Source organism: Arthrobacter sp. GCM10027362, from assembly GCF_042679445.1.
Classification (GTDB): domain Bacteria; phylum Actinomycetota; class Actinomycetes; order Actinomycetales; family Micrococcaceae; genus Crystallibacter.
Map to the genome: position 1 here is coordinate 1 of NZ_JBHTML010000057.1, position 21411 is coordinate 21411.

At 68.5% G+C, this 21411-nt stretch carries 23 protein-coding genes; 14 read left to right on the forward strand and 9 right to left on the reverse strand.

Annotated elements, in window-relative coordinates:
* The first annotated feature begins 134 nt into the window (after window positions 1–134).
* Window positions 135–812, forward strand: coding sequence for a response regulator (locus ACFQ36_RS10420; RefSeq protein WP_377013316.1), 678 nt, complete (start codon window positions 135–137; stop codon window positions 810–812).
* Window positions 813–934: 122 nt separating this feature from the next.
* The gene (locus ACFQ36_RS10425) at window positions 935–1240 is read left to right on the forward strand and encodes an SHOCT domain-containing protein (RefSeq protein ID WP_377013318.1); all 306 of its coding nucleotides are present in this window, start codon (window positions 935–937) and stop codon (window positions 1238–1240) included.
* Between the two features lie 101 nt (window positions 1241–1341).
* On the opposite strand, the gene ACFQ36_RS10430 is transcribed toward ACFQ36_RS10425, so the two are convergent.
* Window positions 1342–2730: an MFS transporter gene (locus ACFQ36_RS10430; RefSeq protein ID WP_377013320.1), complete on the reverse strand. Its 1389-nt coding sequence runs from the start codon at window positions 2728–2730 to the stop codon at window positions 1342–1344.
* A gap of 167 nt (window positions 2731–2897) precedes the next feature.
* Between ACFQ36_RS10430 and ACFQ36_RS10435 the strand changes: the two genes are divergently transcribed.
* The gene (locus ACFQ36_RS10435; RefSeq protein WP_377013322.1) at window positions 2898–3815 is read left to right on the forward strand and encodes a LysR family transcriptional regulator; all 918 of its coding nucleotides are present in this window, start codon (window positions 2898–2900) and stop codon (window positions 3813–3815) included.
* Here the strand turns inward: ACFQ36_RS10435 and ACFQ36_RS10440 are convergent.
* Genes ACFQ36_RS10440 through ACFQ36_RS10450 form a run of 3 tightly spaced genes read right to left on the reverse strand, consistent with a single transcriptional unit; the run spans window position 3812 to window position 6636 of the window.
* On the reverse strand, window positions 3812–5077 hold the full coding sequence (locus ACFQ36_RS10440; RefSeq protein ID WP_377013324.1) for an NAD(P)/FAD-dependent oxidoreductase: 1266 nt from the start codon (window positions 5075–5077) through the stop codon (window positions 3812–3814). The genes ACFQ36_RS10435 and ACFQ36_RS10440 overlap by 4 nt on opposite strands.
* 3 nt (window positions 5078–5080) lie before the next feature.
* Window positions 5081–5404, reverse strand: coding sequence for a 2Fe-2S iron-sulfur cluster-binding protein (locus ACFQ36_RS10445; RefSeq protein WP_377013326.1), 324 nt, complete (start codon window positions 5402–5404; stop codon window positions 5081–5083).
* 35 nt (window positions 5405–5439) lie between these two features.
* Window positions 5440–6636: a cytochrome P450 gene (locus ACFQ36_RS10450; RefSeq protein WP_377013328.1), complete on the reverse strand. Its 1197-nt coding sequence runs from the start codon at window positions 6634–6636 to the stop codon at window positions 5440–5442.
* A gap of 135 nt (window positions 6637–6771) precedes the next feature.
* Here ACFQ36_RS10450 and ACFQ36_RS10455 point away from each other — a divergent pair, with 135 nt between their 5' ends.
* The 9 genes from ACFQ36_RS10455 (at window position 6772) to ACFQ36_RS10495 (ending at window position 14175) form a co-directional block, all read left to right on the forward strand.
* Window positions 6772–7722, forward strand: coding sequence for a LysR family transcriptional regulator (locus ACFQ36_RS10455; protein WP_377013330.1), 951 nt, complete (start codon window positions 6772–6774; stop codon window positions 7720–7722).
* Between the two features lie 38 nt (window positions 7723–7760).
* On the forward strand, window positions 7761–8717 hold the full coding sequence (locus ACFQ36_RS10460) for an ABC transporter ATP-binding protein (protein ID WP_377013332.1): 957 nt from the start codon (window positions 7761–7763) through the stop codon (window positions 8715–8717).
* Window positions 8710–9606: an ABC transporter permease gene (locus ACFQ36_RS10465; protein WP_377013334.1), complete on the forward strand. Its 897-nt coding sequence runs from the start codon at window positions 8710–8712 to the stop codon at window positions 9604–9606. Before ACFQ36_RS10460 ends, ACFQ36_RS10465 begins: the two co-directional genes overlap by 8 nt.
* Before the next feature lie 38 nt (window positions 9607–9644).
* A complete protein-coding gene (locus ACFQ36_RS10470; protein ID WP_377013356.1) occupies window positions 9645–10448 on the forward strand; it encodes an ABC transporter permease in 804 nt (267 codons plus the stop codon).
* A 40-nt stretch (window positions 10449–10488) separates the two neighbouring features.
* Window positions 10489–10902 carry a VOC family protein gene (locus ACFQ36_RS10475; protein WP_377013336.1) on the forward strand — a complete coding sequence of 138 codons (414 nt, stop codon included), beginning with the start codon at window positions 10489–10491 and terminating at the stop codon, window positions 10900–10902.
* A 116-nt stretch (window positions 10903–11018) separates the two neighbouring features.
* The gene (locus tag ACFQ36_RS10480; RefSeq protein ID WP_377013338.1) at window positions 11019–11567 is read left to right on the forward strand and encodes a hypothetical protein; all 549 of its coding nucleotides are present in this window, start codon (window positions 11019–11021) and stop codon (window positions 11565–11567) included.
* 150 nt (window positions 11568–11717) lie between these two features.
* Window positions 11718–12467, forward strand: a complete 750-nt coding sequence (locus tag ACFQ36_RS10485; RefSeq protein ID WP_377013358.1) for an exodeoxyribonuclease III — start codon at window positions 11718–11720, stop codon at window positions 12465–12467.
* Between the two features lie 17 nt (window positions 12468–12484).
* Window positions 12485–13585: a tryptophan--tRNA ligase gene (gene trpS / locus ACFQ36_RS10490; protein ID WP_377013340.1), complete on the forward strand. Its 1101-nt coding sequence runs from the start codon at window positions 12485–12487 to the stop codon at window positions 13583–13585.
* Between the two features lie 2 nt (window positions 13586–13587).
* On the forward strand, window positions 13588–14175 hold the full coding sequence (locus ACFQ36_RS10495; protein ID WP_377013342.1) for a 2'-5' RNA ligase family protein: 588 nt from the start codon (window positions 13588–13590) through the stop codon (window positions 14173–14175).
* Between the two features lie 25 nt (window positions 14176–14200).
* Here ACFQ36_RS10495 and ACFQ36_RS10500 read toward each other — a convergent pair whose 3' ends face one another.
* The 5 genes from ACFQ36_RS10500 to sdhC form a co-directional block, all read right to left on the reverse strand.
* Window positions 14201–14971 carry an alpha/beta hydrolase gene (locus ACFQ36_RS10500; protein WP_377013344.1) on the reverse strand — a complete coding sequence of 257 codons (771 nt, stop codon included), beginning with the start codon at window positions 14969–14971 and terminating at the stop codon, window positions 14201–14203.
* 174 nt (window positions 14972–15145) lie between these two features.
* Window positions 15146–15937, reverse strand: coding sequence for a succinate dehydrogenase iron-sulfur subunit (locus ACFQ36_RS10505; protein WP_377013345.1), 792 nt, complete (start codon window positions 15935–15937; stop codon window positions 15146–15148).
* Window positions 15937–17724, reverse strand: a complete 1788-nt coding sequence (gene sdhA, locus ACFQ36_RS10510) for a succinate dehydrogenase flavoprotein subunit (RefSeq protein WP_377013346.1) — start codon at window positions 17722–17724, stop codon at window positions 15937–15939. Before sdhA ends, ACFQ36_RS10505 begins: the two co-directional genes overlap by 1 nt.
* Before the next feature lie 77 nt (window positions 17725–17801).
* Window positions 17802–18269, reverse strand: a complete 468-nt coding sequence (locus ACFQ36_RS10515) for a succinate dehydrogenase hydrophobic membrane anchor subunit (protein WP_377013348.1) — start codon at window positions 18267–18269, stop codon at window positions 17802–17804.
* A 3-nt stretch (window positions 18270–18272) separates the two neighbouring features.
* Window positions 18273–18656, reverse strand: a complete 384-nt coding sequence (gene sdhC / locus ACFQ36_RS10520; RefSeq protein WP_377013350.1) for a succinate dehydrogenase, cytochrome b556 subunit — start codon at window positions 18654–18656, stop codon at window positions 18273–18275.
* Window positions 18657–18981: 325 nt separating this feature from the next.
* Here sdhC and ACFQ36_RS10525 point away from each other — a divergent pair, with 325 nt between their 5' ends.
* Together ACFQ36_RS10525 and ACFQ36_RS10530 are read left to right on the forward strand one after the other, a co-directional pair.
* Window positions 18982–20115, forward strand: coding sequence for a mannose-1-phosphate guanylyltransferase (locus tag ACFQ36_RS10525; protein WP_377013352.1), 1134 nt, complete (start codon window positions 18982–18984; stop codon window positions 20113–20115).
* A gap of 63 nt (window positions 20116–20178) precedes the next feature.
* A partial coding sequence (locus ACFQ36_RS10530) for an amidohydrolase (RefSeq protein WP_377013354.1) occupies window positions 20179–21411 on the forward strand: 1233 nt, incomplete at its 3' end.

A 21411-nucleotide genomic window follows, 5' to 3' on the forward strand; every position in this document is an offset into this window, starting at 1 on the left:
GGCCTGCCGGCCGGGCCCGGCGCCAATGCCCGCGGCAATGCGCCCACGGGGACCGAGGTGCTGGCCCGCATACCGCTGGCGGCCGTGCCCGGGTCCGGTGCCCGGCCTGCGGCTTCGGAACAGGAGCCGGCACCATGATCCGCATCCTGCTGGCCGACGACCAGGCACTGATCCGGGCCGGGTTCCGGGCGCTGCTCGGCGCCGAGCCGGACATGGAAGTGGTGGGGGAGGCCGGTACCGGCGCGGACGCGGTCCGGCTGGCGCGCGAGCTGGCACCGGACATCGTGCTGATGGACATCCGGATGCCGCAGGGGGACGGGATCGATGCCACCGCGGAAATCCTTGCGGCCGGCGGGCCGCCGGGCACGCGCATTATCATGCTGACCACATTCGAGCTGGATGACTACATCATCGAGTCCATTCGCGCCGGCGCCAGCGGCTTCCTGGTCAAGGACGCCGAGCCGGCGGAACTGCTCCGGGCCGTGCGGGCGGTCGCCGCGGGGGACGCGCTGCTGTCGCCGTCGGTCACCCGCCGCCTGCTGGCCAAGGTCGCCGCGCAGCCGCGCCCCCTGCCGGCGGGGCCCGGACCGGGACAGCTGACCGAACGCGAACGCGAGGTGCTGGCGCTGGTGGGCGCCGGCCTGAACAATGCGCAGATCGCCGAGCGGCTGTTCATCACCCCGCTGACGGCCAAGACCCATGTCTCCCGGATCATGGCCAAGCTGGCGGCCCGGGACCGGGCCCAGCTGGTGGTGCTGGCCTACGAGTCCGGCCTTGTCCGTCCGGGCCAGGCCCCCGGCCCGGAACGGTAGACACCCCCGCGGGAGTACCCGGCGCCGCCGAAAGTGTCTCCCGGCGGCGGACGCGCCGCCGGCGGCGCGCGGCCATGCTGAAGGTGTGGCCGAAGGCCGGCCACGGCAGGGAGTTTGGAGAGATGATGTTGACCGCAATCATGCCGGCCGCGGGCCCGGTCCAGGCGCTGGCCGGCGTACCGGCCGATCCCTACTGGTACGGTGCCGGGCACGGCCCGGGCTGGTGGATCCTGCTGTTCCCGCTGTTCTGGATCCTGGTGATCGTGCTGCTGATCGTCCTCGGCCGCCGGCTGTGGTGGCGCGGAGCCGGCTACGAGGGGGCCCGCGGCGCCGAGGGCGTGCTGCGCGAACGGTACGCCCGCGGGGACATTGATGAGACCGAGTTCCGCCAGCGGCTGGAGGTGCTGACGGAGCGGCGACGGCGCTGAACCCCTCGGTTGTCGCGCCGGAACCGGGGGACGGGACGAACGGGGACAAACGCAGGGGCGGTTCCGGGAATTCCCGGAACCGCCCCTTGGCGTCGGTCAGGTCAGCGGCTGGCCGTGACGTCCGCCTTGGCCGGCTGGCGCTTGTCGAAGACGGTGGCGCCGACTTCCTGTTCGGCCTGGTTGTTGATCGACAGGTTGATGCCGCGGCGGTCGCGCAGGACCAGCACGGCCAGGATCGACAGGACCGTCATGCCCAGCAGGTAGAGCGAGACGGAGGTGCTGGTGCCGGTGGCGTTGATCAGCGCCTGGGCGATGGTCGGGGCGAAGGCGCCGCCGAGGATTGCGCCGAGGGCGTAGGAGATGGACACCCCGGAGAAACGGACCGAGGCCGGGAAGATCTCCGCATACCAGGCCGCCTGCGGGCCGTAGCCCAGGCCCAGGCCCACGGTGAACAGGGCCAGCGCCAGGTAGAGCATGCCCAGCGAGCCGGTGTTGATCAGCCAGAACAGCGGGAACACGCTCAAAAGCTGTGCGCTGAAGCCGATCAGGTAGGTGGTGCGGCGGCCGATCTTGTCGGCCAGGAACCCGGCCAGCGCGGTCCAGAAGAACCAGCAGGCGGAGGCAAAGGTGATCGCGAGCAGCACGTCGGTGCGCTCCAGGCCCACCGCGGGGCTGGTGGCGTAGCTGGGGATGAAGCCGCCGGTGGCCATGTAGCCCGCGGCGTTGTTGCCGGCGAAGACCAGCGCGGCCAGGATCACGAGCAGCCAGTGCTTGCGGAACAGTTCGACGATCGGGACCTTGGTCTGCTGCTTCTTCTCGGCGATCTCCTCGAACACCGGGGACTCGTCCACGGCCCGGCGCACCACGTAGCCGACGATGATCAGGACGAAGCTGAGCAGGAACGGCACGCGCCAGCCCCATTCGAGGAACGCCTCACCGGGGGAGATGACGCCGGTCATCAACGTGGTCACGCCGGAGGCCAGCAGCATGCCCAGCGGCACGCCCAGCTGCGGGAAGGCGCCGGCACGGCCGCGGCGGTCCGACGGCGCGTGCTCGACGGCCATCAGGACCGCGCCGCCCCACTCGCCGCCGGCGGAGATGCCCTGCAGGATGCGCAGCAGCAGCAGCAGCACCGGAGCCATCACGCCGAAGGTCTCATAGGTGGGCAGCACGCCGATCAGGGTGGTGGAGACCCCCATCAGGATCAGGGTGATGACCAGCATCCAGCGCCGGCCGATCTTGTCACCGTAGTGGCCGGCCAGGAACGCGCCCAGCGGCCGGAAGAGGAAGCTGATGCCCACGGACGCGAACGCCAGCAGCAGGCCGATGGACTGGCCGGCCGGCTCGAAGAACAGGTGGGCGAAAACCAGGCCGGCCGCCGTAGCGTAGATGAAGAAGTCGTACCACTCGACAGTGGTCCCGATGATGGTCGCAAAGGCCACACGCCGCTGGTTGGCGGCCGAGGACTGGCCTTGGGACTGTGTGCTCATGTTTGTTGTTCCTAGAGGTAGGACCACCCGCGGGTGGCTGGTGCCGCGAATCGGTCAGATCGTTGAAAGCCTTAACTATTGATCTTTCCGAGTGACCAGTGTCGCATGTCACCTTCATTTAGTAAACTTCAGAAAACCGCTGAACTTTTTCCGGAGAACCGAATAAGATGCCCGCCTTCACCCTGCGCCAGCTCGAGCTCTTTGCCGCGCTGCCGGACCATGCCACGCTGGGTTCGGCCGCCGCCGCCCTGCGGATCTCGGAATCCGCCCTCTCCCAGGCGATTTCAGCCCTGGAGCAGGCCGTAGGCGAGCAGCTGTGCGTCCGCCGCAAGGCCCGCGGCCTGCAGCTGACTCCCGCCGGGCAGTTCTTCGCCCAGGGCGCCCGGCGGCTGCTGCACGACGCCGACGGCCTGGTCAGCGACCTGGCCGGCACCGCCGGCCGGCTCAAGGGGCCGGTGAAGCTGGGGGTGTTCGCCAGTTTCGCCAGCAATGTGGTCCCGGCGATCCTGGAAGGCTTTCCGCCCCGGCACCCGGAGGTCACCGTGGACGTGACGGTGGGAACCCACGATGACCTGCTGCCGGCCCTGGACGCCGGACTGCTGGACCTGGCCATTGTCTACGACATGCTCCTGCCGGCCGGCTACGCGCGCCGGAACATCTATCCGACCGAACTGATGGCGGTGCTGCCGCCGGAGCATCCGCTGGCCGGGCGGGAGGCGGTCGGGCTGGAGCTGCTGGCGCCGGAGCCGCTGATTATGTACGAATCCAGCCCCAGCACCTCCAACACCCACCAGGTTTTCGCCGAACGCGGGCTGCGCCCGAACATTGTCACCTCCATGCCCCAGGTGGGGCTGGTCCACGCGCTGGTCGGCCGGGGGCTGGGCTATGCCCTGCTTATGTCCCGGCCGAACCAGCCGCCGCAGACCATCGAAGGCCGGCCGGTGGTGGTCCGCCCGCTCGCGCCGCCGGCCAGCCAAACCTTCGTCGTGGCGATCTGGCCGGAGCAGACCCGGCTCAGCGCCCGGGCCGAAGCCCTGCTGGACTATGCCGTGGAGGCGCTGGCCTGCCGTCCAGGGTCGCCCTAGCCGACGGGGACGGCCTTGGACCAGGCCTTGAGGTCGAACTCCGGGTCCGCGGCCTGCTCCGGGGCCAGGCTGCGGCCGGCGGCCAGCAGGCGCCGGGCGGCCAGGTGGTCTCCGGGCTGGTTGACCGACTCGACGGCGGCCAGGACGCGGTCGCGGAAGCAGAAGACGGAGAATTTGCCGGCCTCCGGGTCCCCGCGGAGCACGGTCTCGTCCCCGGGCGCGGACAGGCCGGCGATCTGCAGCTTCAGCTTCCCCTGCGTGGACCAGAACCAGGGCAGCTCGGCGTAGCCGGCGTCCCCGGGGCCGTGGGTGCCCAGGAGGGTTTTGGCCAGGTGGCGGGCCTGGTCGGTGGCGTTCTGCACCGATTCCAGGCGCATCCGGGCCCCGGCGTGCGCCTGCGGGTAGCTGGCGCAGTCCCCGAGGGCGTAGATGTCCTCGTCGGCGGTGCGCAGGTGCGCATCGACGGCAATGCCGTTGTCCACCGCCAGCCCGGCGGCCTCGGCCAGTTCGGTGCGCGGGATCACGCCGATGCCTGCCAGGACCAGGTCCGCCGGGTAGGCGGCGCCGGTGGTGGAGACCGCGGCGGTCACCTGTCCGCCGTCGTCCCCGGTGAAGGAGGCGATGCCCTCGCCGAGGCGCAGGTCGGTGCCCATCTCGCGGTGCGCGGCGGCGAACCATTCGCTCATGGCCGGGGACAGGGCCCGGGCCATCGGCCGGCCGGCGTATTCGAGCACGGTGACCTCGATGCCGCGGGCACGGGCGGCGGAGGCGAACTCCAGGCCGATGAAGCCGGCACCGACGACGACGACGCTGCGCACCGCATCCAGCCGCGCATGCACGGCCCGGGCATCGGCCAGCGTGCGCAGGCCGTGGATGCCGGCCAGTTCCGCGCCGGGGCAGGAGAGGTTCCGGTTGGCCGCACCGGTGGCCAGCACCAGCTTGGAGTAGACCAGCACGGACCCGTCGGACAGGCTCACGGTGTGCCCGTCGCGGTCGATGCCGGTCACGCCCACCCCGGTCCGGTGGTGGACCCGATGGTCGGTGAAGAAGTTCTCCCCGCGCAGCGGCAGCGGCGCCGGGGCGGCACCGCCGGCGGCCAGGTAGTCCTTGGACAGCGGCGGGCGCTGGTAGGGGAGCGCCTGCTCCTCGCCGACGAGGATGAGGTCGCCGGAAAAGCCTTCGGCCCGCAGCGAGTCGGCCAGCTGGACGCCGGCCTGGCCGTTGCCGGCAATGAGAACGCGGTCCTGATGCGTGCAGCCCACGGCCTAGACCTGGCTCTCCGGCAGGTCGACCTCGATCGCCTCGAGGCCCTCGCCGACCGTGACCTGGCAGCCCAGGCGGGAGCGGGGCGTACGCTCCTCGGTGGTGCAGTCAAGCATCTCGTCCTCGTCGTCGCCGACCGGCGGCAGGCCGTCCAGGTAGTCCTCGCGCACGTAGACGTGGCAGGTGGCGCACATCGCCTGCCCGCCGCATTCACCGACGATGCCGGCGACGCCGTTGGTCACGGCGGCGCGCATCACCGAGGTGCCCGGCTCGACGTCGAGCACGTCCACGTTGCCGTCGGGCTGATGGAAACTGATCTTGGCCATGATGGTTATCCCTTGTCTTTCGGAGTGTCGAACGGTTACTTCCGGTCCCAAAGGACCGGGAATTTGACCATGCCGCGGAAGACCCAGCCGGCGTCCACCGCGGGGTGCCCCGGGTCCAGGCGCAGGCTGGGCAGCTCCGCGAAAACCTGCGGGAGCGCGATCGCCGCCACGGAGGCCTTGGCCACCCAGGCCCCGGCGCAGTAGTGGACGCCGCCGCCGAAGGCCAGGTGCGGCTTCTTGGCGCGGTTGATGTTGAAGACCTCGGGGTCCTCGAACTGCTTCGGATCCCGGTTGGCAGCGCCCAGGACGACGCCGAGGCGGGCGCCCTTGGGCAGCGCCATGCCTTCGAGCACGCTGTCGCGGGTGACTTCCCGGGGATACATGCCGATGGGGGCGACCCAGCGGATCGCTTCGTCGAAGACGTCGCTGAAGCGCGAGGGGTCCGCCAGCACCTGGGCCAGCTGGTCCGGGTTGGACAGCAGGGCCCAGGCGGCGACGCCGAGGACGTCGCGGGGCTCGTTCAGCCCGCCGCCGATGGTCATTTTCAGGTTGGCGCGGATGGACTCCAGCGGGATCTTCATGTCCGCCAGCCCCGAAAGCAGGCTGGCGTCCGGGTTCTGCCGCAGCCGCGGCAGCATCTCGTCGATGGCGATGTCCACCTCGGCCGAGGACTGCTCCGCCTTGGCCCAGACCTCGGGGTCGTCGGCGTAGTTGCCGGTGCCGTCGATCATGGTCTGGGACCAGCGCTGCAGGTCTTCCTGGGTGGCGTTCTCGAAGCCGATGATCCGGCGCAGGTTCTCGGCAGCGTACGGGGCGGCGTATTCCCAGATAAAGTCCGCACCGGGGCCGGCCGCCTTGAGCCGGGCCAGGTACTTGTTGCTGTTCTCCTGGAAGATCGCGTTCCAGGTTTCCTTAATGGCGCGCGGACGCAGCGTGGAGCCGTAGGACTTGCGCTCGACATCGTGCTCCGGATCGTCCTTGCGCAGCATGGAATGGCCCATGGCGCGCTTCATCAGCGAGCCGGTCTCGTTGGCGGAGAAGATCTCCTGGTCCTGCTCGATAATGTGGCAGGCCTCGTAGCTGGTGACCATGTAGCGGTTCACTGCCGGGACCCAGTGGACCGGGGCCTCGGCACGCATTTTCCGGTAGATCGGGAACGGGTTCCGGTACAGATCCTCGATGGTGACCCAGTCCGCGGTGGGAACGGGACGGGCTTCTGCGGCGATGCTCATCCTTTGACTCCTATGCTCTGCCGGGCGCCGGGGCCCGTGTGATCCTGCCTGCATCCGAGTGTGGCAGCCGTCATAACCTCAGGTAAAGTTCATAAATGTTCGATATATCCAAGGAAAATGCTCGGAAGGGGACACTTGGCCCGCTACACCCTGCGCCAGCTGGCCTACTTCACGGCGGTGGCGGAAGCCGGAACCATCATGGCCGCCGCGGACGAACTGCGGGTCTCCCCAACCGCCGTCGCCGCAGCCATCGGGGAGCTGGAGCGGATCTTCAAGACCCAGCTGACGGTGCGGCGCAAGGCCCACGGGGTCTCGCTGACCCCGGCGGGCTCATACCTGTACTCCCGGGCGGTCAGCCTGCTCCGGGACGCCGAGGAACTTGAGCTGAGCGCGACCAGCGGCGGCCAGGAGCTGGCCGGGCCGCTGGTGGTCGGCTGCTACCTCACCCTGGCTCCGACCATCCTGCCGGTGCTGCTGGAAGGCTTCACGGTGAACCACCCGAAGGTCCAGCTGGATTTCGTCGAGGGCACGCAGGACGAGATGCAGGAGCGCCTCTTCGCCGGCGAGCTGGACCTGGCGGTGGTCTATGACATGGACCTGCGGCCGGGGCTGGGCTCGGTGCTGCTCTGCGAGGCCGAAGCCTACGTGCTGCTGCCGGCGGGCCACCGGCTGGCCCGCAGCGCCGAGGTCCCGCTGGCCGGGCTGGCCGGCGAACCGATGATCCTGCTGGACGCCCCGCCGAGCAGCAGCCACACCCTGGCCCTGTTCGAGGATGCCGGCGTGGCGCCGCAGATCCGCTATCGCACCACCGATTTCGAACTGACCAGGTCCCTGGTCGGGCGGGGTGCGGGCTATTCGGTGCTGGTCCAGCGTCCGGCGGTGGACGCCAGCTACGAGGGGCGGATGGTGGCGGCCAGGCCGATTACGCCCGCGGTCAAACCGATAGCCGTCCGCATGATCTGGCCCGAAGCCATCCGGCCCACCGACCGGGCCCGGGCGATGGTCGACTATGCGGCGAGCGCGGTCCCGAACACCCTCCGGCCCCCTCCGGCCGCCGGGCGCCAGGGCCTGCCCCAGGCCCCCTGAGGCTTTTCGCGCGCGCGGAACGGCCCTAAGCTGTTCGGGTGCCTCCAAGCCTTTCAGGTTCGGCCGGGGGCGGGGACATCGTGATCTCCGCGCGGAACCTCACCAAGAAGTTCGGCGGCTTCGCCGCGGTCGACGGCATCTCCTTCGAGGTCCGCGCCGGCGAATCCTTCGGGCTGCTCGGCCCCAACGGCGCAGGCAAGTCCACCACCATGCGCATGATCGGCGGCGTCTCGCGGCGGACCTCGGGCGAGCTGGCCATCATGGGCCTGGACCCGGACCGGTACGGGCCGGAAGTCCGCGCCCACCTCGGCGTCGTACCACAGCAGGACAACCTGGACGAGGAGCTCAGGGTCCGGGACAACCTCATCGTCTACGGGCGCTATTTCGGCCTGCCGCACAGCTACCTGCGGCCCAAGGCGGATGAACTGCTGGAATTCGCCCAGCTGACCGAGAAGGCCAAGGCCAGGATCAACGCGCTCTCCGGCGGCATGAAGCGGCGCCTGACCATCGCGCGCTCGCTGATCAACGAGCCGCGGATCCTGCTGCTGGACGAGCCCACCACCGGGCTGGACCCGCAGGCCCGGCACATCCTCTGGGACCGGCTCTTCCGGCTCAAGGAGAGCGGGGTTACGCTGATCCTGACCACCCACTACATGGACGAGGCGGAGCAGCTGTGCGACCGGCTGATTGTGGTGGACAAGGGACGGATCATGGCTGAGGGTTCCCCGGCCGCACTGATCCGCGAACATTCCACCCGCGAAGTACTCGAGCTGCGCTTCGGCTCGGAGCGCAATGCCACCGTGGCCGCCGAGCTGGGCGGGATCGGTGACCGGCAGGAGGCCCTGCCGGACCGCGTTTTGGTCTATGCCGACGACGGCGAGGCGGCGCTGGAGCAGGTGTCCAACCGGGGGCTGCGCCCGCTGACCTCGCTGGTGCGCCGCTCGAGCCTGGAGGATGTGTTCCTCCGCCTGACCGGCAGGAGACTCATTGACTGAGCGCTGGCAAGCCACAGGTAACGCGGCAAGCGCCGCCGGTGCTGCCGGGGACCGGCTGCGCCCGCCGCTGTCCCCGCTGCAGTCGGCGGCCCGGGCACGGAAGTTCGGCTCGTTCTATTACCTGGAGCACTGGCTGCGGGCCATGCGCGGCTACGGCTGGACCGTTGCCCTGACCGCCGTCGGCACGCCGCTGGTGTACCTGTTCGCCATGGGGGTGGGCCTGGCCACGCTGGTCGATGCCAACAGCGCGAACGGCGGCGCCGCGCTGGGCGGGGCCTCCTCCTACCTGGTCTTCGTGGCGCCTGCGCTGCTGGCCACCGCCGCCATCATGGTGGCCGCGGACGAGAACACTTATCCGGTGATGTCCGGTTTCAAGTGGCGGCGGACCTATTACGGGCCCAATGCCTCTCCGCTGGCCAGCCACCAGCTGGTCAACGGCCACTGCCTGGGCGTGCTGTGCCGGCAGCTGCTGACCACCGGCCTGTACTTCCTGTTCCTGCTGCTCTTCGGCGCGGTGCCGGCGGCCACCGGCTGGCTCATGATCCTGACCGCCGCCTTGGGCGGACTGGCCTTCGGACTGCCGGTGATGGCCTATGCGGCGAGCATCGAAGACGACAAGGGACAGTTCGCCATGGTCCAGCGCTTCATCGTGATGCCGCTGTTCCTGTTCTCCGGCACCTTCTTTCCGCTGGCGGCGATGCCCCCGGCGGTGCGCTGGATCGGCTGGATCTCACCGCTGTGGCACTCCACCGAACTGGGCCGGGTGCTCGGCTACGGGCTGGCGGAGCCGGCCTGGCTGAGTGCCGTCCGCATGGTGTACCTGGCGGCGCTGGCCGCGGCGGGCTGGCTGCTGGCCCGGCGGATCTACGCAAGGAGGCTGGGCAAGTGAGCCAGCGCACCATCAGCGGCGGGGACCGGCAGACGGCCCTGCCGGTCCCGGCCCGCCGTCCGCTCGCCGCCCTGTACGCGGGCAACGTCCGCGCCGTGCTGGGCCGCGGGCTCAGGGCCACGTGGGGCAGCAACTGGGCGATCATGGCCAGCGGGTTCGTGGAGCCGGTGCTTTACCTGGTGGCGATGGGCATCGGGCTGGGTTCGCTGATCGGCACCGTCGAGGGCCCCGGCGGGGAGCACATCGGCTACGCCAGCTACATTGCCCCGGCCCTGCTGGCGGTCTCGGCGATGAACGGGGCGGTCTACGACTCGACCTGGAATGTGTTCTTCAAACTTAACTTCGCCAAGCTGTACGAGGGGATGCTTTACACCTCGCTCGGCCCGCTGGACGTGGCGCTGGGCGAGATCCTGCTGGCGCTGTTGCGCGGGGCGCTGTACGCCACCGGCTTCACCGCCGTCATGGGTGCCATGGGCCTGCTCACGACACCGTGGGCGCTGCTGATGATTCCGGCAGCGGTACTGGTGGCCTTCGGGTTCGCCTCCTTCGGCATGGGCATCACCAGCTTCATGAAGACCTTCCAGCAGATGGACTGGATCACCTTCCTGATGTTGCCGATGTTCCTGTTCTCCGCGACCTTCTACCCGCTGGGCGTGTACCCGGAACCGATCCAGCGGCTGGTCCAGGCCCTGCCGCTGTGGCACGGGGTGGAGCTGCTGCGCCAGCTCGGCGCGGGAGTGTTCACCGCGGCCACCGGGGTCCACATCCTCTACTACCTGGTGATGGTCCTGCTCGGATTGGTCCTGACCACCTTCCGGCTGCGCAGGCTCTTCCTCAGCTAGGGATCGGGCGCCATGATGGAATGACGCGACGGCGACCGCATTGCATGAGAGCACCCTGCGCGAGGACACCCGGGATGGACACCAGGAGGAGTTTGCGATGATCGGTAAGTGGCAGGCGCTGGTAATTGACTGCGTGGATCCGGACAAGCTGGCCACGTTCTACGAACAGCTGCTGGGAATGATCAGGGTCCAGCAGGACGAGGGCTGGGTCAGCATCGGGGACGCCCCGGACCGGCCGGCCATCGCCTTCCAGCAGGTCAAAGACTACAATCCCCCGCAGTGGCCGGGCCAGGAGCATCCCCAGCAGATGCACCTGGACGTCAAGGTCAGGGACCTGGACATTGCCGAGGAACTCGTGCTGCAGCTCGGCGCCGTGAGCATGGATGCCGGCACCGAGACGTTCCGGGTGTATGTGGACCCCCAGGGGCACCCGTTCTGCCTTGTCCAGTGGTAGGAGCCGTACGCCGTTCCCCACCTTCCGGCCGGCGGGGAGCTGACCCGGCGCGGCGGGGACGTTCGCCTCCGGTGGAAGGTGCGTCAGCCGGGCCGCGGATTTGAGAGAATATCGGCATGCAATCGCTCGGCAATAATTCGGTCCAGTCCTCCGCCACGCCCGCCCCGCGCGGCTGGCCGTTCAAGGCAGGCAACATCGGCATGGCGGTGATGGTGCTGGTGTTCCTGTTCGCCGTGGTCTTCGCCGCGAACCAGAACGATGTCATCGGCTGGATCATCGCCATCATTTCGCTGGGCTGGCTGGTGCTGGCAGCCTTTGTGGTGTTCGGCGTCCGCGGGGCCACCCGGAAGGCCCGGGAGAAGTTCGCCAACATCCAGGCAGATTTCGCCGGCCAGGCGGTGCGGCGCGGGCCGGCCGGGCCGAACGGCGGCACCGAGCTGGTGGAAGAGGAAGTCACCCGCGTCAACGCCGTGCGGGACCAGAAGCTGGACCACAGCTTCAAGATCGTCCAGGTCCAGGCCCGCGTCATCCGGGACTACCTGGGCAAGGACACCGGCATGGTCGAACGCGCCCTCGAAACGATCGAGATTACCGCCCACAACGGCCGCGGCATGATTAAGCACAACGACGGCGGCGAGCCGGTCACCGGCACGGTTGTCGACTAATCACCCGGCGCGGGTAAGGTAGGTCGAGTGAGTTTGGCAACCGAAGCAAGCGTGCAGGCAACAGAGGCAGCCGGACCGGCCGGAACCGGGCCGCGGCTGCGGATTGCATCCGTCAACGTCAACGGCATCCGTGCCGCCTATAAGCGGGGCATGGACGCGTGGCTGGCGGAGCGTGCAGTGGACATCCTGTGCCTGCAGGAAGTCCGCGCCCCCGATGCGGTGGTGCGCGAACTGCTCGGCGACGGCTGGCACATCCTGCACGCCGAGGCCGAGGCCAAGGGCCGTGCCGGCGTTGCCATCGCCTCCCGCGAGGCACCGGTGGGCACCCGCGGGCACATTGGCCACGACTACTTCGCCACCGCCGGCCGCTGGGTGGAGGCGGACTTCAAGATCCCCGGCCGGGACGGCGCCAGCCTGCTGACGGTGGTCAGCGCCTATGTCCATTCGGGCGAGGCGGACACCCCCAAGCAGGTGGACAAGTACCGCTTCCTGGACGCCATGGCCGGCCGGCTGCCCGAACTCAAGGCCAGCCGCGACCATGTCCTGGTGGTCGGGGACCTGAACGTGGGCCACACCACCCTGGACATCAAGAACTGGAAGGGCAACGTGAAGCGGGCCGGCTTCCTGCCCGAGGAGCGCGCCTACTTCGACAGGTTCTTCGGCGAGGAGATCGGCTTCACGGATGTGCACCGGACCCTGGCCGGGGAGGTGGACGGGCCCTACACCTGGTGGTCCTGGCGGGGGCAGGCCTTCGACAACGACACCGGCTGGCGCATCGACTACCACATGGCCACCCCGGAGCTCGCCGCCCTCGCGTCGAACGCCGTCGTTGACCGCGCCGCGTCCTACGACGCCCGCTTCTCTGACCATGCACCCTTGGTAGTTGACTACCAGTTCTAGAAAGTTCCCCATATCCCATGACAGCCAGCACCACCGAATCCACCGGTCCCGCCGAAGGCACCGGCACCGAACCCAGGGGGGCCGCGCCGTCGTCCCCGGCGGCGGGCCGGCGCCAGCGGCTGCTCTCGGGCATGCAGCCCTCGGCCGATTCCCTGCACCTGGGCAACTATCTGGGCGCCCTGGTCAACTGGGTCAGCATGCAGGACGAGTACGAGGCGATCTATTTCGTTCCGGACATGCATGCCATCACGGTGGACTACGATCCGGCGGAACTGGCCAAGCGCACCCGGGTCACCGCCGCGCAGTACATCGCCGGCGGCATCGACATGGACAAGTGCACGCTCTTCGTCCAGTCCCACGTCCCCGAGCACGCCGAGCTGGCCTGGGTGCTCAACTGCATCACGGGCTTCGGCGAGGCCTCCCGGATGACCCAGTTCAAGGACAAGACCCAGCGGCACGGCTCCGAGCATGCCAGCGTGGGCCTGTTCGCCTACCCGGTGCTGATGGCCGCGGACATCCTGCTCTACCGCCCGTACGGGGTGCCGGTGGGGGAGGACCAGCGCCAGCACCTGGAGCTGGCCCGCAACCTGGCCATGCGCTTCAACCACCGTTTCGGTGAAACCTTTGTGGTGCCCGAGCCGGTCATCCAGAAGGAGGGGGCGAAGATCTACGATCTGCAGCACCCCACCGCCAAGATGTCCAAGTCCGCCGAGTCCCCGGCCGGCCTGATCAACATCCTGGACAGCCCGAAGCAGGCTGCCAAGAAGATCAAGTCCGCCGTCACCGACGACGGCACCGAAATCCGCTTTGACCGCGAGGCCAAGCCGGGCATTTCCAACCTGCTGACCATCTACTCGAGCCTGAGCGGCAAGAGCGTGGACCAGCTGGTGAAGGAGTACGAGGGCAAGCTGTACGGCCACCTGAAGGTGGACCTGGCGGAGGTTGTGGTGCAGACACTGACCCCGATCCAGCAGCGCGCCCACGAGCTGCTGGACGATCCGGCCGAACTGGACCGGCTGCTGGCCCGCGGTGCCGAGAAGGCCCGCAGCATCGCCTCGGCCACGCTCGGGGACGTCTATGACAAGGTCGGCTTCCTGCGTCCCGGGAGCCCGCGCTAGCAATGTCCCAACAGTTCCCGAACAGCACTACCGCCGTCGCCAGCGACGGCGGCGCTGGGCTGGGCGCTGAGGTGCAGGTGGGGCAGGTCGGAGTGGTGATCGGGATCCCGGAGCCGATGGCCACCGAGCTGGAGAACTGGCGGGCCTCTTTCGGCGATCCGCTGGCAGCCGTCATCCCGCCGCACATCACGTTGGTGACGGCCACTCCGGTCACGGACTGGGAGGCCGCAACGGAGCATGTGCACGAGGTGGCCCGCGGGCAGCAGCCCTTCACCGTGACCCTGCAGGGGACCGGCACCTTCAGGCCGGTGTCGCCGGTGGTCTATGTGGCCGTGACCGAGGGCTTCGACGCCTGCGTCAGCCTGCACCGGAAGCTGCAGGCCGGCCCGCTGGCCAGGGAACTGGAATTCGACTACCACCCGCACGTCACCGTCGCCCACGATGTGAGCCAGGCGAGCATGGACTCGGCCGAGGACAAGCTGGCCGACTATGCGGCGACGTTCACCGTCAACAGCATGGGCCTGTACGAGCACGACCGGACCGGCGTGTGGATCCTGCGGGAAGAGCTAAGCTTCGACGGGAAGGGCTGAGCCGACGCCCCGCGGCCGGGGCAGGTCACGCGTGCCCGGCCAGGTACTCCTCTGCCCAGGCGGCGATCAGCCCGGCCACGCGTTCGGCCTGGCGCCGGCTGCCGAGCAGGTGGTCGCAGCCGTCCAGCGAGATCAAGGACTTGGGCTGTCCGGCCGCGGCGAAGATCCGCTCCGCCTCTTCTGCCGGCACCACCGTGTCGTCGGGGGAGTGCAGCACCAGCAGGGGCCGGGCCAGTGCGGCGATCGGCGCGGAGAGATCGGCGCCGAGCAGGTCGGCGACCAGTTCGCGCCGGATCGTGAAGGAACCCTGGCCAAGGGTGATCCCCGCCGAACCGCGGCGGTGGACCTCGTCCAGGACATGCTCGAACAGGTGCACCACGTGTCCGGGCTCGAAGGGGGAACCGATGGTGACCACGGCGGCCGCCTCCGGCACGGAAGCGGCCGCGGCCAGGACCGCCGCGCCGCCGAGCGAGTGGCCGATCAGCAGCCGGGCCGGACGCCCCGAGTCGCGCATGAAGCGGGCCGCGGACGCTACATCCGCCGCCTTGGTGCTGAACGTTCCCTCGTGCCAGGCTCCGGAGGAGCCGCCGAGCCCGGCGGCGTCGTAGCGCAGCACCCCGATGCCGCGGGCGGCCAGGGCTTTGGCCACGCGCGAGGCTGCGGCGCTGTTCTTGCCCAGTGTGAAGCCGTGGCAGAACACCGCCCAGGCCCGCGCCCCGCTGTCGGGCAGGTTCAGGACTCCCGCCAGGGTGGTTCCGTTGACCCCTGGAAATTTTACCGGCTCAATGCCGGGCATTGGTCCCTCCTCGCCTGGGGTGCCGGTTCCCCGGCGGCCGCCGGGGAACGGAAAGGCACCGCGGCCGCCCGGTGGGGCTGCAGCAGTGCCATTCCAAAGGTTCAAGTGGGATTTAGAGTGGGGCGCGAGGGCCCCGCCGTGGCGCGCCAGCGACACTGCGGGAGCGCCCCCATCTCAAATCTTGCGATTCAGGATTGCCTGCTTGACCTCGGCGATCGCCTTGGTCACCTGGATGCCTCGGGGGCAGGCCTCGGAACAGTTGAAGGTGGTGCGGCAGCGCCACACGCCTTCCCTGTCGTTGAGGATTTCCAGGCGCATGTCGCCGGCGTCGTCGCGCGAATCGAAGATGAAACGGTGCGCATTGACGATCGCGGCCGGACCGAAGTACTGTCCGTCGGTCCAGAAGACCGGGCAGGAGGAGGTGCACGCGGCGCAGAGGATGCACTTGGTGGTGTCATCGAAACGCTCGCGGTCCTCCGGGGACTGCAGCCGCTCGCGCGTGGGCTCGTGGCCGCTGCTGATCAGGAAGGGCATGATCTCGCGGTAGGACTGGAAGAACGGTTCCATGTCCACGATCAGGTCCTTCTCCACCGGCAGGCCCTTGATCGGCTCGACGGTGATCGGCTTGGAGGTGTCCAGGTCCTTCAGCAGGGTCTTGCAGGCCAGCCGGTTGCGGCCGTTGATGCGCATGGCATCGGAACCGCAGACGCCGTGGGCGCAGGAGCGGCGGAAGGACAACGACCCGTCATGCTCCCACTTGACCTTGTGCAGGGCATCCAGCACGCGGTCCGTGCCGTACATGGTCAGCTTGAACTCGTCCCAGCGGGCCTCCTCGGAAACCTCCGGGTTGTACCGGCGGACCTTCAGGGTGACGTCGTAGCTGGGGATCTCTCCGCCACCGCCGACGCCGGGGGCCAGCTCGACCTTCGAGGCGGGCTCGACGGGTTCGGTATGTTGCGCGGTCATTAGTACTTCCTCACCATCGGTTCGTAGCGCGTGAAGACAACCGGCTTGGTTTCCAGCCGGATGCCGGCGACATGTTCGGTCTCAGCCGACTCGTCCAGGTAGGCCATCGAGTGCTTCATGAAGTTGGCGTCGTCGCGGTCCGGGAAGTCCTCGCGGAAGTGGCCGCCGCGGGATTCCTGGCGGTGCAGCGCGGCAACGGTCATGACCTGGGCCATGTCCAGCAGGAAGCCGAGCTCCACGGCCTCGAGCAGGTCCAGGTTGAAGCGCTTGCCCTTGTCCTGGATGCTGATGTTCTTGTACCGCTCGCGCAGGGACGCGATGACGTTCAGCGTCTCGGTCAGGGACTGCTCGGTGCGGAACACCTGGACGTTGGCGTCCATGGTGTCCTGCAGCTCCTTGCGCAGCTGCGCGACGCGCTCGGTGCCGTTGGCGTTGCGCACGGTCTCGACCAGCCGGATGGTGTCCGCATCCGCGTTCTCCGGAACCTCGACCCAGCCGGCGGTCGCGGCGTACTCGGCGGCGTTGATGCCGGCGCGCTTGCCGAAGACGTTGATGTCCAGCAGCGAGTTGGTGCCCAGGCGGTTGGAGCCGTGCACGGACACGCAGGCAACCTCGCCGGCGGCGTACAGGCCCGGAATGACCGTGTCGTTGTCCTGCAGCACCTCGCCCTTGATGTTGGTGGGGATGCCGCCCATGGCGTAGTGCGCCGTCGGGAACACCGGCACCGGCTCGGTGTACGGTTCCACGCCCAGGTAGGTGCGGGCGAACTCGGTGATGTCCGGGAGCTTGGCGTCGATGTGTGCCGGCTCCAGGTGGGTCAGGTCCAGGAGCACGTAGTCCTTGTTCGGTCCGCAGCCGCGGCCTTCGCGCACCTCCAGGGCCATGGAACGGGCCACGATGTCGCGCGGCGCCAGATCCTTGATGGTGGGGGCGTAGCGCTCCATGAAGCGCTCGCCCTCGGAGTTGCGCAGGATGGCGCCTTCGCCGCGGGCCGCCTCGGAGAGCAGGATGCCGAGGCCGGCCAGGCCGGTCGGGTGGAACTGGACGAACTCCATGTCCTCCAGCGGAATGCCGCGGCGGAAGGCAATGCCCATGCCGTCGCCGGTGAGCGTGTGGGCGTTGGAGGTGGTCTTGAAGACCTTGCCGACGCCGCCGGAGGCGAAGACCACGGACTTTGCCTGGAAGACGTGGATCTCGCCGCTGGCCAGGTCGTAGCTGACCACGCCGGCCACGCGCTTCTGCAGGTAGGGAGTGCCGTCCGCGCGGAGGGCCTCCTCTTCGAGCACGAGCAGGTCCAGGACGTAGTACTCGTTGTAGAACTCGACGTTGTGCTTGACGCAGTTCTGGTAGAGCGTCTGCAGGATCATGTGCCCGGTGCGGTCTGCGGCGTAGCAGGCGCGGCGGACCGGGGACTTGCCGTGGTCACGGGTGTGGCCGCCGAAGCGGCGCTGGTCGATCTTGCCTTCGGGCGTGCGGTTGAAGGGCAGGCCCATCTTCTCCAGGTCGAGCACGGCGTCGATGGCTTCCTTGGCCATGACCTCGGCAGCGTCCTGGTCCACCAGGTAGTCGCCGCCCTTGATCGTGTCGAAGGTGTGCCATTCCCAGTTGTCTTCCTCGACATTGGCCAGGGCGGCGCACATGCCGCCCTGGGCCGCGCCGGTGTGCGAACGGGTGGGGTAGAGCTTGGTCAGTACTGCGGTTCGTGCGCGCTGGCCGGATTCAATCGCCGCGCGCATACCGGCGCCGCCGGCACCGACGATGACGACGTCGTACTTGTGGACCTGCATGCTGGATGCTCTTTCTGTTGGAACTAAAGGTGGGGTGCGTGCAGCGGCCCGGGCCGCTGCCATCGACTGCCTGCCGGCTATGCCCGGCAGAAGGACGGCAGCAGGTCCGCGGCGGCGCCCGCCGGGCACGGGTCGAAGGTGAAGATCACCAGGGTGCCCAGGATGACGATGATTGCGGACGCAACATAGAGGATGGTCTTCAGCGTGATCCGCGTGGCGTCCTTCTCCGCGTAGTCGTTGATGATGGTGCGCACGCCGTTGGTGCCGTGGAGCATGGCCAGCCACAGCATGGCCAGGTCCCACACCTGCCAGAACGGGCTCGCCCACTTGCCGGCCACGAAGCCGAAGTCGATGGCGTGCACGCCCTCGCCGACCATCAGGTTGACGAACAGGTGGCCGAAGATCAGCACCACCAGCACAACGCCGGACAGGCGCATGAACAGCCAGGCGAGCATCTCGAAGTTGCCCCTCGAGCGGCCGTGCCGCCTGTACTCCGGCGCGATGCGCCCGCTGCGGGGCGCCTGGATTTCAGTGGAAACAGCCATGGTTTAGTGACCCCCGGTAAAGGCGAGCGAAAGATGACGGATGAGGAACGGGACCATGACGACGACCCACAGTCCCACGACACCCCAGAGCATCTTGGCCTGGTTCTTGGGGCCCTTCTTCCAGAAGTCGATGAGAATCACGCGCAGGCCGTTGAAGGCGTGGAAGACGATGGCAGCGACCAGGCCGGCTTCCAGCAGGGCCATGAAGGGATTCTTGTACGTTGCGATGACCGCGTTGTAGGCATCGGGGGACACGCGCACCAGTGCGGTATCCAGCACATGTACCAAGAGAAAGAAAAATATCGCGACGCCGGTTACCCGGTGTCCGACCCAGGACCACATGCCTTCACGGCCGCGGTAGAGGGTTCCTGCTGGTGTCTTCGACACTGAATTGACCTCCCTGCATCGCACGGCGGTAGCGTGGCTTCCACGCAAGTGATGACGCCGTTGCGAGCGCACTCTTAAACAAGACTAATCTAGGCTTCGCTTAGAGCTTATTCAATTTTTGGGCGCCGATTTGTGAGCTACTCAACAGCGGTTTTCCCGTTAATCGCAGCCCCGGAAAAATCCGGCTATTTACGCAACAATTTGCTTCCTTAAATCGGGGTGGGCGGGGCGCGCCGTGGCTGCCGGCCCTTCCGCTTGCCGGATGGGGCAAAGTTCATCCCTGGGGATGAGGCCGGGCTTGCCAGCCGGGTTTACCGTTGAAGGGATGAATATCTTGGGTGCAGTGAATGAAGACGATGTGCTGGGGCGTTTCTACGGCGTGATTCCGGCCGGCGGTGTCGGGACCAGGCTGTGGCCGCTGTCGCGGGCCGCGGCGCCGAAGTTCCTGCACGATCTGACCGGGTCCGGGTCCACGCTGATCCGTGCCACCTGGGCGCGGCTGGAGCCGTTGTGCGACGGACGCACCATGGTGGTCACCGGACGGGCGCACCGACGCGCGGTGCTGGAACAGCTGCCCGAGCTGACGAATGCGAACCTGGTGCTGGAGCCGGAGCCGAAGGATTCCGCCGCCGCCATCGGCCTGGCCGCGGCGATCCTGTACCGCCGCGATCCGTCCATCATCATGGGTTCCTTTGCCGCGGACCAGGTGATTAATCCGGTGGAGACTTTCCAGGCGGCGGTCCGCGAGGCGGTCCACACGGCCGCCGAGGGCTTCATCGTCACCATCGGGATCACCCCCACGCACCCGTCCACCGGCTTCGGCTACATCCGTGCCGCCGGGCCGCTCGCCGTGGCCGGGGCCCCGAACGCGCAGGCGGTGGCCGAGTTTGTGGAGAAGCCGGACGAGGACACCGCCGCCGCCTACCTGGCGGACGGGGGCTACCACTGGAACGCGGGCATGTTCGTGGCGCCGGTGGATCTGCTGCTCAAGCACCTGGAGGCCAACGAGCCGGTGCTGCACGCCGGGCTGATGGAGATCGCCGCTGCCTGGGATACCTCCGAGCGCAAGGCGGTGGTGCGCCGGGTCTGGCCCACGCTGCCCAAAACCGCCATCGACTATGCGGTGGCCGAGCCGGCCGCCGCAGCCGGCGACGTTGCGATGATCCCGGGCTCGTTCGGCTGGGACGATGTCGGCGACTTCGCCGCCATCGGACGGCTCAACGCCGCCTCCGAAGTCTCGAACCTGACGGTGCTGGGGGAGGGGGCCCGGGTCTACTCCGAGAACGCCTCGGGCATCGTGGTCTCCGACACCAAGCGCGTCATTGCGCTGATCGGCATCGACGACGTCGTGGTGGTGGATACCCCGGACGCGCTGCTGGTGACCACGAAGGAACATGCACAGCGGGTCAAGTCCGCCGTCGAGCACCTGAAGGCCAGCGGCGACATCGACGTGCTGTGACGGCGCAGCCGTCGTGCCGCGGGCCGGCGGGACTAACGGGTGTCTTCTCGCTAGAGTTTTCGTGTGCAGAAGATTTCAGAAACCTCGGTCAAGATTCCGAATATCGGCGTGTGGGCAGCCCCGCTGCTGGATGAGCTGAAGAGGTTTCGCCGGGATCTGCATCAGCACCCCGAGCTCTCGCACAAGGAGTTCCGCACCACCGGGAAGCTGCTGGAACGGCTGCGCGCCGCCGGCCTCGATCCCCGGCCGCTGGAGGGCACCGGGCTCTTCGTGGACATCGGCGAGGGCCCCATCATCATCGGGCTGCGCGCGGATATCGACGCGCTGCCCATTCTGGAGGACACCGGCCTGGAGTACGAATCCTCGAACCGCGGCGTCAGCCATGCCTGCGGCCACGACATCCATACCACGGTGATGCTGGGGGTGGCCCTGGTGCTGCGCGAACTGGAGATCGAGGGCGAGCTTGACGGCCGGGTCCGGATCATCTTCCAGCCCGCCGAGGAGACCATGCCCGGCGGGGCCCTGGCGGTGATCGAGCAGGGCGTGCTCGAAAACATCCCGCGGATCCTGGCGCTGCACTGCGACCCCCGGATCGACGCCGGCACGGTGGGCACGCGCATCGGCGCCATCACCTCGGCGTCGGACACCATCCGGATCGAGCTCAACGGGCGCGGCGGCCACACGTCCAGGCCGCACCTGACCGAGGACCTGGTCTTCGCGCTGGCCCAGATCGCCATCAACGTGCCCGCCGTCATCAGCCGGCGCATCGATGTCCGCAGCGCGGTCTCGATTGTCTGGGGGCAGATCCAGGCCGGTGCCGCACCGAACGCCATTCCGGCACGCGGGGTCATGGCCGGCACCCTGCGCTGCCTGGACAGCGACGCGTGGCACGCGGCCGGCGAACTCGTGGACGAGGTGGTGCAGCAGGTGGCCGCTCCCTACGGCGTGGATGTCAAGCTCGAACATATCCGCGGGGTTCCCCCGGTAGTCAATGCGGAGCGCGAAACCGGGCTGATCGAAGCGGCGGCGCGCCTGGAGCTCGGCGCCGAGGCCGTGAGCCTGACCCCGCAGTCCATGGGCGGGGAGGATTTCGCCTGGATGACCCAGATCGTGCCGGGGGCGATGATGCGGCTGGGCACGCGCACGCCGGACGGGGAAACCTTTGACCTGCACCGCGGCGACTACGCGCCGGACGAGCAGGCCATCGGGGTGGGGGTGCGCGTGATGGCGGCGGCGGCCATGCTGGCGGTGCGTGCCGCCACGGGCCACGTGGCACCGGCGGTGCCCGGCAGCAGC

What these genes read in the sequence shown, in the direction of transcription:
- ACFQ36_RS10420 (WP_377013316.1), top strand. Translation starts at nt 135, where the DNA reads ATGATCCGCATCCTGCTGGCCGACGACCAGGCACTGATCCGGGCCGGG.
- ACFQ36_RS10425 (WP_377013318.1), top strand. Translation starts at nt 935, where the DNA reads ATGATGTTGACCGCAATCATGCCGGCCGCGGGCCCGGTCCAGGCGCTG.
- ACFQ36_RS10430 (WP_377013320.1), bottom strand. Translation starts at nt 2,730, where the DNA reads ATGAGCACACAGTCCCAAGGCCAGTCCTCGGCCGCCAACCAGCGGCGT.
- ACFQ36_RS10435 (WP_377013322.1), top strand. Translation starts at nt 2,898, where the DNA reads ATGCCCGCCTTCACCCTGCGCCAGCTCGAGCTCTTTGCCGCGCTGCCG.
- ACFQ36_RS10445 (WP_377013326.1), bottom strand. Translation starts at nt 5,404, where the DNA reads ATGGCCAAGATCAGTTTCCATCAGCCCGACGGCAACGTGGACGTGCTC.
- ACFQ36_RS10450 (WP_377013328.1), bottom strand. Translation starts at nt 6,636, where the DNA reads ATGAGCATCGCCGCAGAAGCCCGTCCCGTTCCCACCGCGGACTGGGTC.
- ACFQ36_RS10480 (WP_377013338.1), top strand. Translation starts at nt 11,019, where the DNA reads ATGCAATCGCTCGGCAATAATTCGGTCCAGTCCTCCGCCACGCCCGCC.
- ACFQ36_RS10485 (WP_377013358.1), top strand. Translation starts at nt 11,718, where the DNA reads ATGGACGCGTGGCTGGCGGAGCGTGCAGTGGACATCCTGTGCCTGCAG.
- trpS (WP_377013340.1), top strand. Translation starts at nt 12,485, where the DNA reads ATGACAGCCAGCACCACCGAATCCACCGGTCCCGCCGAAGGCACCGGC.
- ACFQ36_RS10495 (WP_377013342.1), top strand. Translation starts at nt 13,588, where the DNA reads ATGTCCCAACAGTTCCCGAACAGCACTACCGCCGTCGCCAGCGACGGC.
- ACFQ36_RS10500 (WP_377013344.1), bottom strand. Translation starts at nt 14,971, where the DNA reads ATGCCCGGCATTGAGCCGGTAAAATTTCCAGGGGTCAACGGAACCACC.
- ACFQ36_RS10505 (WP_377013345.1), bottom strand. Translation starts at nt 15,937, where the DNA reads ATGACCGCGCAACATACCGAACCCGTCGAGCCCGCCTCGAAGGTCGAG.
- sdhA (WP_377013346.1), bottom strand. Translation starts at nt 17,724, where the DNA reads ATGCAGGTCCACAAGTACGACGTCGTCATCGTCGGTGCCGGCGGCGCC.
- ACFQ36_RS10515 (WP_377013348.1), bottom strand. Translation starts at nt 18,269, where the DNA reads ATGGCTGTTTCCACTGAAATCCAGGCGCCCCGCAGCGGGCGCATCGCG.
- ACFQ36_RS10525 (WP_377013352.1), top strand. Translation starts at nt 18,982, where the DNA reads ATGAATATCTTGGGTGCAGTGAATGAAGACGATGTGCTGGGGCGTTTC.